General features: G+C 51.8%; 14 protein-coding genes. 11 read left to right on the top strand and 3 right to left on the bottom strand.

What is annotated here, in order from left to right:
• Nucleotides 1-33: 33 nt before the first annotated feature.
• On the bottom strand, nucleotides 34-963 hold the full coding sequence (locus LG200_RS11050; protein ID WP_264193894.1) for a polyprenyl synthetase family protein: 930 nt from the start codon (nucleotides 961-963) through the stop codon (nucleotides 34-36).
• Nucleotides 964-1,192: 229 nt separating this feature from the next.
• Between LG200_RS11050 and rplU the strand changes: the two genes are divergently transcribed.
• The 6 genes from rplU (at nucleotide 1,193) to LG200_RS11020 (ending at nucleotide 5,752) form a co-directional block, all read left to right on the top strand.
• Nucleotides 1,193-1,507 carry a 50S ribosomal protein L21 gene (gene rplU / locus LG200_RS11045; protein WP_226757686.1) on the top strand — a complete coding sequence of 105 codons (315 nt, stop codon included), beginning with the start codon at nucleotides 1,193-1,195 and terminating at the stop codon, nucleotides 1,505-1,507.
• A 12-nt stretch (nucleotides 1,508-1,519) separates the two neighbouring features.
• A complete protein-coding gene (rpmA, locus tag LG200_RS11040; RefSeq protein ID WP_226757685.1) occupies nucleotides 1,520-1,777 on the top strand; it encodes a 50S ribosomal protein L27 in 258 nt (85 codons plus the stop codon).
• A 110-nt stretch (nucleotides 1,778-1,887) separates the two neighbouring features.
• Complete coding sequence (gene cgtA / locus LG200_RS11035; protein WP_226757684.1) at nucleotides 1,888-2,928, top strand: Obg family GTPase CgtA; 1,041 nt, start codon at nucleotides 1,888-1,890, stop codon at nucleotides 2,926-2,928.
• Between the two features lie 20 nt (nucleotides 2,929-2,948).
• On the top strand, nucleotides 2,949-4,067 hold the full coding sequence (proB, locus tag LG200_RS11030) for a glutamate 5-kinase (protein ID WP_226757683.1): 1,119 nt from the start codon (nucleotides 2,949-2,951) through the stop codon (nucleotides 4,065-4,067).
• Between the two features lie 10 nt (nucleotides 4,068-4,077).
• On the top strand, nucleotides 4,078-4,572 hold the full coding sequence (gene purE, locus LG200_RS11025; protein WP_226757682.1) for a 5-(carboxyamino)imidazole ribonucleotide mutase: 495 nt from the start codon (nucleotides 4,078-4,080) through the stop codon (nucleotides 4,570-4,572).
• 37 nt (nucleotides 4,573-4,609) lie between these two features.
• A complete protein-coding gene (locus LG200_RS11020; RefSeq protein WP_226757681.1) occupies nucleotides 4,610-5,752 on the top strand; it encodes a 5-(carboxyamino)imidazole ribonucleotide synthase in 1,143 nt (380 codons plus the stop codon).
• A gap of 139 nt (nucleotides 5,753-5,891) precedes the next feature.
• Here the strand turns inward: LG200_RS11020 and rpsT are convergent, their stop codons facing one another.
• Nucleotides 5,892-6,155, bottom strand: a complete 264-nt coding sequence (gene rpsT, locus LG200_RS11015) for a 30S ribosomal protein S20 (RefSeq protein ID WP_226757680.1) — start codon at nucleotides 6,153-6,155, stop codon at nucleotides 5,892-5,894.
• 173 nt (nucleotides 6,156-6,328) lie between these two features.
• Here rpsT and murJ point away from each other — a divergent pair, with 173 nt between their 5' ends.
• Genes murJ through lspA form a run of 4 tightly spaced genes read left to right on the top strand, consistent with a single transcriptional unit; the run spans nucleotide 6,329 to nucleotide 12,095 of the window.
• Complete coding sequence (gene murJ / locus LG200_RS11010; protein ID WP_226757679.1) at nucleotides 6,329-7,870, top strand: murein biosynthesis integral membrane protein MurJ; 1,542 nt, start codon at nucleotides 6,329-6,331, stop codon at nucleotides 7,868-7,870.
• Nucleotides 7,871-7,879: 9 nt separating this feature from the next.
• Nucleotides 7,880-8,815 carry a bifunctional riboflavin kinase/FAD synthetase gene (locus LG200_RS11005; RefSeq protein WP_226757678.1) on the top strand — a complete coding sequence of 312 codons (936 nt, stop codon included), beginning with the start codon at nucleotides 7,880-7,882 and terminating at the stop codon, nucleotides 8,813-8,815.
• A gap of 21 nt (nucleotides 8,816-8,836) precedes the next feature.
• Nucleotides 8,837-11,641, top strand: a complete 2,805-nt coding sequence (gene ileS / locus LG200_RS11000; RefSeq protein ID WP_226757677.1) for an isoleucine--tRNA ligase — start codon at nucleotides 8,837-8,839, stop codon at nucleotides 11,639-11,641.
• On the top strand, nucleotides 11,634-12,095 hold the full coding sequence (lspA, locus tag LG200_RS10995; protein ID WP_226757676.1) for a signal peptidase II: 462 nt from the start codon (nucleotides 11,634-11,636) through the stop codon (nucleotides 12,093-12,095). Before ileS ends, lspA begins: the two co-directional genes overlap by 8 nt.
• A gap of 62 nt (nucleotides 12,096-12,157) precedes the next feature.
• Here the strand turns inward: lspA and LG200_RS10990 are convergent, their stop codons facing one another.
• On the bottom strand, nucleotides 12,158-13,213 hold the full coding sequence (locus tag LG200_RS10990; RefSeq protein WP_226757675.1) for an NAD(P)-dependent alcohol dehydrogenase: 1,056 nt from the start codon (nucleotides 13,211-13,213) through the stop codon (nucleotides 12,158-12,160).
• A gap of 381 nt (nucleotides 13,214-13,594) precedes the next feature.
• Here LG200_RS10990 and LG200_RS10985 point away from each other — a divergent pair, with 381 nt between their 5' ends.
• Nucleotides 13,595-15,829 (top strand): TonB-dependent receptor, encoded by a 2,235-nt coding sequence (locus tag LG200_RS10985; RefSeq protein ID WP_226757674.1) that lies wholly within the window; start codon nucleotides 13,595-13,597, stop codon nucleotides 15,827-15,829.
• The last annotated feature ends 105 nt before the right edge of the window (nucleotides 15,830-15,934 follow it).

The following is a 15,934-nucleotide window of genomic DNA, read 5'->3' as shown; positions in this document are numbered from 1 at the left end:
GATTCAATTATCTTGACCAAAAAGCAGCTTGCGTCAGAAACTGCGGCTAACCGCAAATTCGGCAAGCTGCACCAAGGCTTGCCGGAAAGGTGAATCTGGCAGGTGGGCAATGGCTGCGCAGCCGGCTTCCGCCTCTGTTTTCGCAATTTGGCGCACATGGTCCAGTGCCCCCGTCGCTTTGACGGCATCAATCACTGCTGGCAATTCTGTTAATCCACCTTCTTCAATTGCAGAGCGGATGGTTCGTCGCTGGACTTCATTTCCATTGCGCATGGCGAACAGGAGCGGGAGTGTAGGCTTGCCTTCAGCAAGGTCATCCCCCAGGTTTTTGCCTATTTCCGAGCTGTCACCGCTGAGGTCCAGTACATCGTCAATAAGCTGGAATGCCGTCCCTAGCCGCATGCCATATTCTGCCATGGCAGCCTCATCCTGCTCGGATGCGTTGCATATAATGGCGCCTAGGCGGGTAGCGGCCTCAAAAAGTTTGGCAGTTTTATAGTGAATGACCTTGAGATAGGCTTCGTCGGTGATGTCGGCATCGTGTACATTCAGCAGTTGCAATACTTCGCCTTCCGCAATTGTGTTGGTAGCCTCGGATAGCACTTCCATGACACGCATGTTTCTGACGGCTACCATCATCTGGAAGGTACGGGAGTAAACAAAATCACCGACCAGTACGCTGGCTGCATTGCCAAATAGAGTGTTGGCTGTTGCTTTTCCCCGGCGCAGGGCAGACTCGTCCACTACGTCGTCATGCAGCAGCGTGGAAGTGTGGATCAGTTCAATGACAGCAGCCAACTCGTGGTGGCGTGGCTCAATATGGCCGAATGTGCCAGCTGACAGCAACACTAGGGCAGGTCGTAACCGCTTGCCGCCACTATTGACTATATAATCCGCCACCTGGTTGATCAGGGCAACATCGGAATGCAATGATTTTCTAATGACCGCATCGACCTTCTGCATGTCTTCTGCGATACAGGACTGAATAAAAGCTAAGGACACGTTGGGCTGCCTAAAATAAGTCAGCAGATTCTAACATAGGCGCGGGGAAACTGAGTCCTGAGCCTTATGGCTGGCACCCTGCTTGTTGATTTACCTATTTGAAGATCGGGCATCATATTGCATTTGCTTTCCTTGTTAATTTCCGTATAATGCCCGATTCATTTGAATGCGTAGCAAACGAGGCATAACCATGTATGCAGTTATCAAAACTGGTGGCAAACAATATCGCGTAGCCGCTGGTGATAAGCTTAAGGTAGAGAAGTTGGTTGGTGATGTCGGCAGTGAAATCACTCTCGACAAGGTATTGTTGGTTTCCGATGGCGAAAGCACGACTATCGGTTCTCCTCTGGTTAAAGGTGCAAGCGTACAGGCCAAGGTTGTGGCTCATGGCCGTGGCGACAAGGTGTTGATCTTCAAGATGCGCCGTCGTAAGCATTATCGTAAGACTCAAGGCCATCGCCAGAGTTTTACTGAAATCCAGATCGAAAAGATTGCTGCTAAGTAAGGGGTAATATAAATGGCACACAAAAAAGCAGGCGGTAGTTCACGTAACGGTCGCGACTCACAGGCGCAACGACTTGGTGTTAAGGCTTTCGGCGAGCAGTTTGTTTCTGCTGGCAGCATCATTGTTCGTCAGCGTGGTACACGTATGCACCCGGGCGAAAATGTTGGTATCGGCAAGGATCATACCTTGTTTGCCAAGGTTGACGGAAAAGTGGCCTTTTCTGTAAAAGGCGCACTGCGTCGCAAGCTGGTCAGCATCATTCCGGCCTAAGCTTTAAGCGATTCAGGAAAAGCCCTATCGATCCGATAGGGCTTTTTTGTTTCAGGCGGTATTATGCTGAAAATGCAGATTTTTTCGACAATTAATTTAGGCAGTTCATCATGAAGTTTATAGACGAAGCAACCATCAAAGTCTATGCCGGCGATGGCGGAAACGGCGTGGCCACATTCCGCCGTGAAAAGTATGAGCCCATGGGCGGGCCCAATGGCGGAGATGGCGGCAAGGGCGGTTCTATCTTCATGATTGCTGATCGTAATATCAACACCTTGGTGGATTACCGTTATACCCGGTTGTTCCGTGCCAAGCGCGGCGAGAATGGCCGTGGGTCTGACCAGTATGGGGCTGGCGGGGATGATATGCTGCTGCGTGTGCCTGTCGGGACTGTTGTAAGTGACAAGGCAACAGGCCAGATGCTGGTTGATCTTGCCGAGCATGGGCAGCAGGTGATGGTGGCCAAGGGTGGCAATGGTGGTTTGGGTAATATTCACTTCAAGTCCAGTATCAATCGTTCGCCGCGGCAGTGCACCAAGGGTGAGCTGGGCGAGGAGTTCGAGCTGTACCTGGAGCTCAAGGTATTGGCTGACGTTGGTTTGCTGGGCATGCCAAACGCTGGGAAGTCAACATTCATCCGTTCCGTTTCTGCTGCCAAACCCAAAGTGGCTGACTATCCATTTACGACACTTCATCCTAACCTTGGTGTAGTCCGTGTCGATACCAACCGTAGCTTTGTCATTGCCGATGTGCCGGGCTTGATTGAAGGCGCTGCGGAAGGAGCAGGGCTGGGGCACCAGTTCCTGCGGCATCTGGCTCGCACACACCTGTTGCTGCACCTGGTTGATTTGGCGCCCTTTGATGATGCGGTTGATCCAGTGCGTGAAGCGCGTGCGATTGTTGAAGAATTGAAGAAGTATGATGACGAGCTTTACAACAAGCCACGCTGGCTGGTGTTGAATAAGGTCGACATGCTGGAAAACAGTCAGGAGCATGTTGCTGAGTTCGTGAAGAAACTGGGTTGGGAGGGGCGCTGTTTTGCTATTTCCGCCTTAACCGGAATTGGTTGTCGTGAATTGACTTACGCGATCATGGAACATATAGAGGCTAATCGCCACGAAGATACGGCATCCGATGCCTCATTGGTCTAGTGATAGAGTCGAGTGTGAGCATGACGTCTTTGCTGTTGAATGCTAAGTGCCTGGTAATAAAGGTGGGTTCCAGCCTGGTGACTAATAATGGTGCCGGTCTTGATGGGCAGGCTATCGTTGCCTGGGCCGAGCAGATTGCCCAGCTGGTGAAAGGTGGCAAGCAGGTGGTGCTTGTATCCAGCGGCGCTGTTGCCGAAGGAATGCAGCGCCTGGGCTGGAAAAAGCGTCCTGTGGCCATTAATGAACTCCAGGCCGCTGCGGCTGTGGGGCAGATGGGTCTGGTGCAGATGTATGAAACCTGCTTCAGCAAGCACGGCCTGCATACTGCCCAGATACTGCTCACGCATGCTGACCTGGCTGACCGCAAACGCTATCTCAATGCACGCAAGACTCTGCGTAGCTTGCTTGATTTAGGCGTGATCCCGGTAATCAATGAAAACGATACCGTGGTGACAGATGAAATCCGTTTTGGTGACAATGACACTCTGGGTTCCTTGGTTGCCAACCTGATAGAGGCCGACGCACTGGTGATATTGACGGACCAGTCAGGCCTGTATTCTGCCGATCCGCGCAAGCATGCGGACGCTAGATTTATCCAATATGAAACGGCCGGCAATCCCGAATTGGAGAAAATGGCAGGGGGGGCTGGTACATTGATCGGCAGCGGCGGCATGCTGACCAAGATATTGGCCGCCAAGCGCGCGGCACGTAGCGGTGCTCATACGATTATTGCTTCTGGACGTGAGCCGGATGTGCTGGTACGTCTGGCCGCCGGTGAAGTGGTTGGTACGCATTTGCAGGCTGGACAGATCAAGATCCTGGCGCGCAAGCAATGGCTGGCAGATCATCTGCGTCTGGCTGGCAAGGTTATGTTGGATGCCGGGGCTGCAAAGGCGCTGCAACAGGGTGGGAAAAGCCTGTTGCCAATTGGTGTGACCGCGGTCGAGGGGACTTTTGAGCGTGGAGAGGTGGTTGCCTGTGTCAATCCGGAAGGGCATGAGATTGCACGTGGATTGATCAACTACAGCGCAGTTGAAACTGCACGCATCTTGCGCAAGCCAAGTAGTGAAATTGAAGACATACTGGGTTATGTCGATGAGCCGGAATTGATTCATCGCGATAACCTGATTCTGGTTTAAGGGGAAATAGATGTCCAAACCATTGGTAGCCATCATCATGGGCTCGGATAGTGACTGGCCCGTGATGCGTGCAGCAGCACAAATGTTGTCTGATCTTGGTATTGCATATGAGGCGCGCGTTGTTTCAGCACATCGCACGCCTGACCTGATGTTTGAATTTGCCGAGCAGGCAGCCGGAAATGGTTTGCGTGTCATTATTGCGGGGGCAGGAGGTGCTGCCCACTTGCCAGGCATGGTCGCAGCCAAGACGACAGTACCGGTGCTTGGAGTGCCTGTGCCTTCAAGGCATTTGCAGGGACAGGATTCCTTGCTGTCCATTGTGCAAATGCCCAAGGGTATCCCAGTGGCCACCTTTGCCATTGGTGAGGCAGGGGCAGCGAATGCCGGCTTGTTTGCAGCTTCCATCCTGGCAACCACGGATACCGTCCTGGCGCAAAAGCTGGCTGCATTCCGCGAGGCGCAAACTGCTCGGGTGCTGGTAATGGAATTGCCTGACCAGCCTTGAAATTATTTTGCTGAATATCTAGTTTGAGGAATTTTTTGTGAGTAGTGCAATTACCATTCTCCCTCCGGCTATGCTGGGGATGCTGGGCGGCGGGCAATTAGGCCGTTTTTTTGTGATTGCGGCCCATGAAATGGGTTATCGCGTGGCAGTGCTTGATCCGGATGAAAACAGTCCGGCAGGCAAGATCGCGGACCTGCATATCTGTGCGGCTTATGATGATGAGGCAGCCCTTGCACGGTTGGCTGAACATTGCGTGGCAATTACTACCGAGTTTGAGAATGTGCCAGCAGCAACCCTGGAATTTCTTGCGCAATATTGTACTGTGCGGCCAGCTGCTGCTTCGGTGGCGATCGCCCAGAATCGTGTGGCAGAAAAGAATTTTTTCCGTGATGCGGGTTTGCCGGTGGCGCCCTATGCCGTGATTCGCCAAGTGGATGATGTGCCTGGGCTGGATAGTGGCCTGTACCCAGCCATACTTAAGGTGGCACGTTTTGGATATGACGGCAAGGGGCAGGCGAGAGTGGCCAGCCAGGATGAAGCGCGGGCCGCATTTGAGCAGTTCCGTGGTGAAACATGCGTACTGGAGCGCATGCTCAAGCTGGATTACGAGGTTTCACTAGTGCTCGCGCGTGATGCGGATGGCAACGTGGAAGCTTTTCCCGTGGCGGAAAATAGCCACCTCAATGGCATGCTGGATGTAAGCATTGTACCTGCGCGTGGTGACGAGGCCATACGGCAACAAGCACAGCAATTGGCGATCGAAGTGGCACGTAAGCTTGATTATATCGGTGTGCTGGGAGTTGAGTTTTTTGTCAGTGAGGGCAGGCTGCTTGTGAACGAGATGGCGCCACGCCCGCATAACTCGGGGCATTACACTATAGATGCCTGTGTCACCAACCAGTTTGAGCAGCAGGTGCGTGTGCTGGCTGGCCTGCCCTTGGGCGAGCCTCGCTTGCATAGTTCAGCAGTGATGGTGAATATCCTTGGCGATATCTGGAAAGATGGCGAGCCTGCCTGGGCGGAGACGCTTGCTGAGCCTGCGCTCAAGATGCATTTATATGGCAAGCATGAGGCACGTGCAGGGCGCAAGATGGGACATTTCACAGTGATTGGCGGTTCTCCTGAGGCTGTGCTGGAAACGGCCATGCGCGCGCGGGATATGCTGGGCGTCGGTAATTAGTTTGGTTCTATAGATAATCACCCGGGTAGAGATGGCTGTCCGGGTAGACCTAGATCTGCTGACGCGAGGTTTATGTTACTTCAGACAATAAAAAAGCCGGACTTGATGCCCGGCTTTTTAACAAGATGCTGTCGATTAATTAGGCAAGTGCCTTGATCGAAGCGCTCAGGCGACTCTTGTGACGAGCAGCCTTGTTCTTGTGGATGATTTTCTTGTCTGCAATACGATCGATCACGCTGATGTTCTCGTTGTATACACTCTGTGCTGCAGTTTTGTCACCGGCTTCAACCGCTTTAATGATCTTTTTGATCGCGGTACGCAAAGCCGAGCGCAAACTTGCATTGTGGGCGCGTTGCTTGACTGCCTGACGTGCACGCTTTCTCGCCTGTGCGCTATTAGCCATGGATATTCCCTAAATTAGTTAACAAAATACGAAGCCGAGAATATTAACTAATTTCTGAATCAAATGCAAGGAGCTTGTAGATTTGAAACATGAGATGATTGATCAGACATGCTAAAATCCTCTTTTTTATTGGCTTAACCGGCTAATTTCCATTATCTCATGATGCGTGTGCAATGAATTTGTTGAAAGCGTTGGCGGCTGTCGGGAGCATGACCTTTATTTCCCGGGTGTTGGGTTTTGTCAGGGATACGCTGATTGCGCGCGTATTTGGAGCAGGTATCTATACGGATGCCTTCTTTGTCGCCTTCAAGATTCCCAACCTGTTGCGTCGTTTGTTTGCCGAGGGAGCATTTTCCCAGGCATTTGTGCCGGTGCTGGCAGAATACAAGAATCGCAAGGGCCATGAGGCGACGCGCAACTTGATGAGCAATGTGGCGACACTGCTTGGCCTGGTGCTGGTGATCGTAACAGCGCTGGGCATGATAGCGGCTCCCCTGATTGCCTATGTCAGTGCGCCGGGCTGGGCGCAAAGCGAGCCCGAGACCTTTGCCCTGACGGTCGATATGCTGCGCATTACCTTTCCCTACATCCTGCTGATCTCGCTGGTATCTTTGGCGGGCGGTGTGCTCAATACCTATAGCAAATTTTCTGTGCCGGCCTTTACACCGGTTTGGCTCAATATTGCCTTTATCGTGGCAGCCTTGTTTTTCGCACCCTATTTTGATCCTCCAGTCATGGTCCTGGCCTGGGCTGTGTTCGTCGGAGGATTTTTGCAACTGGCGTTTCAGCTGCCTTTCCTGAGAAAGATCGGCATGTTGCCGCGTTTCAGGCTTAGCCTGAATGATGATGGCGTTTGGCGTATCCTGCGTTTGATGGGGCCTGCTGTGTTTGGCGTATCAATCGCGCAATTGTCATTGCTGATCAATACGATTTTTGCTTCATTTCTCGAAAGCGGCAGCGTTTCATGGCTTTACTATGCGGATAGACTCATGGAGTTTCCCACTGGTTTGCTTGGCGTGGCGCTTGGCACTATTCTGCTTCCCAGTCTATCCAAGAGTTTTGCCGATAAGGCTGAAGGGGAATATTCTGCCTTGATGGACTGGGGGCTGCGCCTGACCCTGATTCTGGCATTGCCTGCAGCAGTGGCCTTGGCGGTATTGTCCGTGCCTCTGGTGACATCATTGTTTCATTATGGCGCTTTCTCCGAACATGATGTCTGGATGACCCGGCAAGCGCTGGTTGCTTATAGCTTGGGACTGCTTGGCCTGATTTTGGTGAAGGTGCTGGCTCCGGCTTTTTATGCGCGGCAGAATATCAAGACCCCGGTCAAGATTGCAGTGTTTACCCTGGTGGCTACCCAGGTAATGAATCTTGCCTTTATCGGTCCTTTCAAGCATGCGGGGCTTGCCCTGGCAATTGGTCTTGGGGCCTGTATCAATGCCAGCCTGTTGTATTATCACCTGCGCAAGGCGGGCATTTATCAGCCTGAGCCAGGCTGGATTTTATTTATATTACGCTTGGTGTTGGCATTGGTGGCGATGGCATTGGTGCTGTGGCTGGCAGCCGGGGATAGCGGTTTATGGATGCATTATCATCTGATAGTCAAGTTGTCGCACTTGGCGGGTCTGGTTGCGTTGGGTGCGCTGGTCTATTTCGGAGCCTTGTGGCTACTTGGCCTTCGTGTTCGCGATTTCATGAAGCGTAGCGCAACTTAAGGCTGACACATGCAGATATTCAGGCATTTTCATCAAGCAGCCAATTATCCGTTGGCAGTTGCTATCGGAAATTTTGATGGCGTGCATTTGGGGCACCAGGCATTGTTGCGACGCCTTATCGAAGTGGCGAGGGCCCAGAACCTGAAGGCTGCCGTGATGACATTTGAGCCACATCCGCGAGAATTTTTTACGCCAGACCATGCACCAACCCGCCTGACCTCCCTGCGCGAAAAGCTGGAATTGTTTGCCGAGGCTGGGGTGGAGTATGTATATGTCTGTCATTTCAATCGCAGGTTTGCTGCGATCAGTGTAGAAGATTTCATGCAGGACATACTGCGCAATGCCATGGATGCGCGTGCCGTTCTGGTTGGCGAGGATTTCCGTTTTGGTGCAGGGCGTCAAGGCGGCATGGAGGACTTCGTCCGCGATGGTTTCAACCTGCAAAGCCAGCCACAGGTAGACCTGCATGGGAGCCGGGTTTCCAGCACGGCTATCCGTGATGCATTGGCTAATGGGCAGCTTGATGCCGCTGCGGAGTTGCTTGGGCGTCCCTACAGCATCAGTGGCAAAGTTATCCACGGCGACAAACTTGCACGTGAGCTTGGTTACCCGACGGCGAATATCCATATGTTGCATGACAGGCCACCGCTTTTCGGTATCTATGCGGTAAAATTGGAAGGTTTGGCTGGCGCGGGCTATGGCGATGACCTGCCCGGTGTTGCCAGTTTGGGTGTCAGGCCGACCGTCAAGAGTAACGGCAAGCCGACGCTGGAAGTGCACCTGTTCGATTTCAGTGGCGATATTTATGGCCGGCATGTGCGCGTGAAGTTCATGCACAAGATTCGGGATGAAATGAAATTTGACAGCCTTGAGACACTGAAATACTGGATAGCACAGGATGCAGACCATGCGCGTGATTATTTCAAGGCCCACAGTATTCTTTAAAGTAATTTTGAAAACAGACTAATGAGCGAAAACACCAAATACAAGCTGAACCTCCCGGAAACCACTTTCCCTATGCGTGGTGACCTGGCCAAGCGTGAGCCAGGCTGGCTCAAGGCATGGCAGGAGAAAAAGGTATATCAGCGCATCCGCGACGCGCGCCAGGGCGCCAAGAAATTTATCCTGCATGATGGCCCTCCTTATGCGAACGGCGCAATCCACCTTGGCCATGCAGTTAACAAGATACTCAAGGATATCATCGTCAAGTCCAAGACCTTGTCAGGTTTTGATGCACCGTATGTGCCTGGTTGGGATTGCCATGGCTTGCCAATTGAATTGGTGGTGGAAAAACAGCATGGCAAGGATATTCCTCCAGCCCGTTTTCGCGAATTATGTCGCGAGTATGCGCAAACCCAGGTGGAGCGGCAGAAGCAGGATTTCATTCGCCTGGGTGTGCTAGGTGACTGGGATAATCCTTATCTCACCATGGATTTTCGCACCGAGGCTGACATCATGCGTGCCTTGGGCGACATTTACCAAAATGGTTATCTATATCAGGGTTCCAAGCCTGTGCACTGGTGCGTGGATTGTGGTTCGGCGCTGGCTGAGGCAGAGGTGGAGTATGAGGACGTAAATTCACCAGCCATCGATGTAGGATTCAAATTTGCCGACAGTGCTGCACTGGGCGCGGCTTTCGATACGCAGGTGACTGGTGATGCCTATGCCGTCATCTGGACTACCACGCCATGGACGCTGCCAGCCAACCAGGCGGTGAGTGTCAACGCTGATCTTGATTACGACCTGATCCAGACATCGCGTGGCCTGGTGGTATTGGCGCACGAGTTAGCTGAGGCTACTCTGGCGCGTTATGCCGAGGCGGATAGTCATGTCCTGGCAAGCACCAAGGGCGAAGCGCTCAAGGGGTTGTTGTTGCAACACCCGTTTGATCAGCGCCAAGTGCCTGTAATCACTGGCGACCATGTGACGACGGATGCGGGTACCGGCTTGGTGCATACCGCTGCTGCACATGGTAATGATGACTGGTTGGTGATGCGAGCCAACTATCCTGATGAAAAGCCGCGCGTGCTGATCGGTGGCGATGGCAAATTCTTCAATAGCGAACTGGTCGAATTGGCTGTCATACGCGGGCTTGCACGCCAGGAAGCCAATAAGGTGATCCTGACTGTATTGCAGGAAAAGGGCGTATTGTTTGCAAGCGCACGTCTCAACCATAGTTTCCCGCATTGCTGGCGGCACAAAACGCCACTGATGCAGCTGGCGACCCATCAATGGTTTATCGGTATGAAGCAAGAGGGCAAGAGCGGCAAGACCTTGCGTGAGCTGGCCAACCAGGCGGTTGATGATACCGAGTTCTTTCCTGCGTGGGGCCGGGCGCGCCTGGAAGCCATGGTCAAGAATCGCCCTGACTGGTGTGTGTCGCGCCAGCGCAACTGGGGTGTGCCCATGCCATTCTTTGTCCATAAGGAAAGCGGCGAGCCACATCCTGAGACATTGAGGTTGCTGGAGATCGTGGCGTTGGAGGTGGAGAAGCAAGGTATAGAGGCCTGGTTCTCATTGGATGGCGCAGCCTTCCTGGCGCAGCATGCAGCGGATAATGCCGGACAATACAAAAAAGTCACGGATACGCTGGATGTGTGGTTTGATTCAGGTGCTACTCATGCCGCAGTGTTGAAACGCAGGCCTGAACTGCAAAGCCCGGCAGACCTTTACCTGGAAGGCTCGGACCAGCATCGTGGCTGGTTCCAGTCTTCACTGCTGACTGGTTGTGCCATTGATGGCCGCGCGCCATATGATGCCTTGCTCACTCACGGGTTTACCGTGGATGAAAAAGGCTACAAGATGTCGAAGTCCCGTGGCAATGGCATAGAACCGCAGGATATCTGTAACCGCCTAGGGGCTGATATGTTGCGTCTGTGGATTGCCTCCACGGATTATTCCGGTGAAATGTCCTTGTCCGAGGAAATCCTCAAGCGCGTGACCGATAGTTATCGCCGCATCCGCAACACTCTGAGATTCCTGCTGGCCAACCTGGCAGATTTTGATGCTGCCAAGGATCTGCTGCCTGTGGAGCAATGGCTGGAGCTTGATCGCTATGGCGTGGCCCTGACAGCGCAGCTGCAGCAACAGGTAGTGGCCGATTACGACCGTTACGAACTGCATCTGGCGGTACAGAAACTGGTTGGTTTTTGCTCTGAAGAGCTGGGAGGCTTCTATCTGGATATTCTCAAGGACAGGCTTTATACCTCCGGTACGGATTCCCTTGCACGACGTTCTGCACAGAGTGCGCTCTACCATATCACTCACGCCTTGATGCGCCTGATGACGCCTATCCTCAGTTTTACCGCTGATGAGGTCTGGCAGACCCTGGGAATGAATCCAGATGCCACCGTGTTTGAGGAAACCTGGTACGAATTGCCGGATCACGGCATGGATGAACAGGGCCTGAGGTCCTGGCAGGTCGTGATTGAGGTGCGCAATGTTTCCAACAAGGCGATAGAAGGGCTGCGCGCAGAAGGCAAGCTGGGGGCTTCTCTGCAGTCAGAGCTTGATATCTATGCCAGTGGTGATACCTATGCAGCGCTCAAGCATTTGGACGATGACTTGCATTTTGTGCTCATGACTTCACGTGCCACCCTGCATGAGCGTGCCGGGGATCTGGAAGTAGTGGTGAATCCTAGCAAGTATCAAAAATGCGAACGCTGCTGGCATTATCGTGCTGATGTAGGCGCTGATGCCGTCCATCCTTCAATCTGCAGCCGCTGCGTCAGCAACCTGTTTGGTCAAGGCGAATCCAGGCATTATGCGTAAATGGCTAGCCCTCAGCGCAGTTGTGATTGCGTTGGATCTTTACAGCAAGCATTTGGTGCAGAGTGCGCTTGAATATGGTGATCATGTCGCTCTGACGTCGTTTTTTGATCTCGTGCGCTACCACAACGAAGGTGCTGCCTTCAGTTTTTTGGCTGGCGCTGGAGGATGGCAGCGCATGTTTTTCAGTGCAGTTGCCCTGGTTGCCTCCGCCATCATCATCAACCTGTTACGCAAGCATCCCGGGCAAACCCTGTTTTGCCTAGGTTTGTCACTGGTGCTAGGTGGGGCGCTAGGTAATTTGTATGACCGGGTCACTCTGGGATATGTAGTGGATTTCCTCTTTTTCCATTATCAGGATTATTATTGGCCCGCCTTTAATGTGGCGGATTCGGCAATCTGCGTGGGGGTGGCCTTGTTGATCTGGGATAGTTTGAAGAGAAAGCCTGCTGTATAAAAAATAGCGAGCCATAAAAAAAAGCACACCCCAGGGTGTGCTTTTTTATTGTCTGCTGATTATCAGGCAGCCTGTTTCAGGCTCGCGATATCAATGACAAAGCGGTATTTCACGTCGCTCTTGAGCATGCGTTCGAATGCAGCGTTGATTTGCTGGATAGGGATTAGCTCGATGTCAGAAGTGATGCCGTGTTCAGCACAGAAATCCAGCATCTCCTGAGTTTCCTTGATGCCGCCAATGAGGGAGCCAGCAAGTGTACGGCGCTTAAAAATCAGGTTGCCTACGCTAGGAGAGGGATGTGGACTATCAGGCACACCCACGAGGCACATGGCGCCATCGCGTTTCAACAGGCTCATAAACTGGTCGAGGTCATGGGGAGCCGCCACCGTGTTCAGGATGAAATCAAAACTTTGCAGGTGTTGCTGCATTTCTTTCGGATTCTTGGAGATGACAACTTCATCCGCACCCAAACGCTTGGCATCTTCAGCCTTGCCTGGGGAGGTGGTGAACAGCACAGTATGCGCACCGAATGCATGAGCAAACTTCAATCCCATGTGACCCAGGCCGCCTAGGCCAACGATCCCTACCTTGTGGCCTTTACCAACCTTCCAGTGCTTCAAAGGGGAATATGTGGTGATGCCGGCACAAAGCAAGGGGGCAACGGCGGCCAGATCAAGTTTTTCCGATACTTTGAGGGTGAAGCTCTGGTCAACCACAATCAGGTTGGAGTAACCACCATAAGTAGATTTGCCATTATGCTTGTCCGGGCTGTTATAAGTGAATACAGAATTGTTGCAGTATTGCTCCAGGCCTTCAGCACAATCGGGGCAGGTGCCACAAGAGTCCACCAGGCAACCGACACCTGCTAGGTCACCCACTTTGAACTTCGTGACGGCATTACCTACCTTGGTCACACGTCCAACAATTTCATGTCCTGGCACCATGGGAAATGTGGAATTGCCCCACTCATCTCTTGCTTGATGCAGGTCAGAGTGACAGACGCCGCAGTAAAGAATTTCAATCTGTACATCATTGGCACCCACTTCACGACGCTCGAATGAAAAGGGTGATAGTGGTGATTTGGGGTCATGAGCCGCGTAACTGATGGCTTTGGTCATTGTGGCACTCCTATAGTAAAAGTTAGGAAGAAGTTGAACGATGTTGGCATTATGACGCGATTGATTGATCCAATGAATGGAAATATATCGTTTTCACAATTTCATATTGTGGAATTGTGAAAACGATATATTTCATATCAATAACAATATCCAAGTTTGATACCGCGTATATTCTTTCGGCTATATAAGAAAGAAATATGTGTTCCGGAAACTATTGAATCGATATCTTTATCATTTCCTTACAATCCATAAATATGCAAAATATTATATTAATAATAATTATTTGCATTACAATCTGCCAAAATTTTTTACATGAATTGACAGTTGCAGGCTATTGCAAAGGTCAATGGATTCTAACTTGGCAGGGAGTTTTTAATAGCAATGTCCGATCATTCTTCATTATTTCTCATCAAACCTAGTGTATCTGCGCTGGCAATTGCACTTTCCACTATGGGGTCAGTATATGCGGCAGAACAGGTCGCTGACACTGCGAAAACAGCCGAACCCAGCACCTTGCCTGAAGTAGAAGTCAAGATGACAAAAGAACATGCTGTTGCCGATGGTTATAAGGTCGATCGTGCTTCTTCTGGCAAATTTACCGCTCCGCTGCTGGATACACCGAAGTCCGTCACAGTGCTTACTGAAGAATTGATCAGAGACCAAGGCGCCACAACTTTCGAACAGGCATTGCGTACGGTTCCGGGCATTACATTTGGTGCTGGTGAAGGTGGAACACCGATGAATGATCGCCCATTCATTCGTGGCTATGATTCCAGCTCATCTACCTTTGTGGATGGTTTGCGTGATTTGGGTTCGCAATCACGAGAAATCTTCAATATCGAGAGAGTCGAAGTCCTCAAGGGGCCAAGCGGCGCATTTGATGGCCGTGGTTCCGGCGGCGGCAGCATCAACATCGTGAGCAAAACCCCCAAGGCCGAGAATTTCGTCCGGGGCAGCGTAGGGTTGGGTACTGACCAATACAAGCGCGGCACCCTGGATGTCAACTACCTGTTGAGCGAGGATGTCGCAATCCGTATCAATGCCATGGCGCATGATGCGGATGTTCCAGGCCGTGACGACGTGGATATGAAGCGCTGGGGATTTGCGCCGTCCATCACTTTCGGCCTGAACTCGCCCACTTCCATGACCTTGAGCTACTATAAGCTGAAGACGGACGATATGCCGGATTACGGCCTGCCGTTGACCTCAAACATACCAGCGGGAACGACCCGCAAGCCTGTAAGCGGTATCAGCAAGGATAATTTCTACGGCCTGAAAGACCGCGACTTCCGCAAGACCGAAATCGATGCCGGTACGGCGACCATCAAGCATGCGTTCAATGACGACGTCAGCTTCCGCAACGTGACCCGCTATGCGGTTTCCACCAATGACTACATTGTGACCAATCCAGATGACTCTGCTGGCAATATTCCAGGAGGTTATGTATGGCGTTCATCCAAAAGCCGTAACTCCAAGACCGAGTCCTTCGGCAACTTGAGCGAATTCAGTGTCAAGTTCGATACTGCCGAAATCAAGCACAACCTGAGCGCCGGTTTTGAATACAGCTATGAAGATACCACCAATACGCCCTATAGCGTGGTAGACGGCTATGTGCGAGCAACGGGATGTACTGCGGTAACTTCGGTCTGCGCCGACCTGTATAATCCGAATCCATCTGATCCATGGCTAGGTACTGTCGCCAAGGGGGCGACCACTACAGAAACCAGGACACAGACCAAGTCTTTCTATGTGTTTGATAGTGCCGAGATTGCCAAGGACTGGATATTGAACTTAGGTTTGCGCCGTGATATCTATTCGACAGATTCAGATGCGTTGAACAGTTCAACCAATGTACGTACCAAGCTGGATAATGATTCTGCATTCTGGAATTACCAAGCCGGTCTGGTATACAAGATTCAGCCCAATGCCAGTGTCTATGTTTCTTACGGTACTTCTTCAACCGCGAGCGGCACTTCTAATGGCGACGGTACTGAAAACCTCAGCGCAGCTACCCAGAACCTGAAGCCTGAACGTACCAAGAACTACGAAATCGGTTTCAAGTGGGACGTGCTGACCAACCTGTCCCTGACTTCCGCGATCTTCCACACCGAGAAGGACAATGCCCGTGTGACATTGACCGATGGCACCACAACGTCTCTGGACGGCGAGCAGAAGGTCAAGGGCTTTGAAATCGGTTTTGCTGGTTCATTGACTCCGGTCTGGCAGGTGTTTGGCGGTTACACCTATCTTGACAGCGAGTTGGTCAATAATGGTCCGCGTGCTACAGATGCAGTTAACAATGGCAATGAGTTCCCGGGCATTGCTAAGAACAGCGCCAATGTCTGGACCACTTACAATGTGACGGAGAAATGGACAGTGGGCGGTGGCGCGAACTATATGGACCGTGTGTACGCCAACACTGCCAATACCATTATTCTGCCTTCATGGACCAGGTTTGACGCCATGTCCAGCTACAAGATCGACAAGAACCTGACCTTGCAGCTCAATGTATTGAACCTGACGGACAAGCGATACTATGACAAGACATTCACTACGCACTTCGCCAATGTGGCGGCCGGCAGGTCTGCAATGTTGTCTCTGATATTCAATTATTGATCGTATGATCTGAATCGGCTTCACCCTTGAGCCAGTCAGCGGGTGAGGCGATGAAAGTAACAAAAAGCCCCGTAAATCCAGGATTTACGGGGCTTTTATTTTTTG

This window comes from Methylobacillus caricis (assembly GCF_020532705.1).
Taxonomy (GTDB): Bacteria; Pseudomonadota; Gammaproteobacteria; order Burkholderiales; family Methylophilaceae; genus Methylobacillus; species Methylobacillus caricis.
This window is presented reverse-complemented; position numbering and strand designations above follow the sequence as displayed.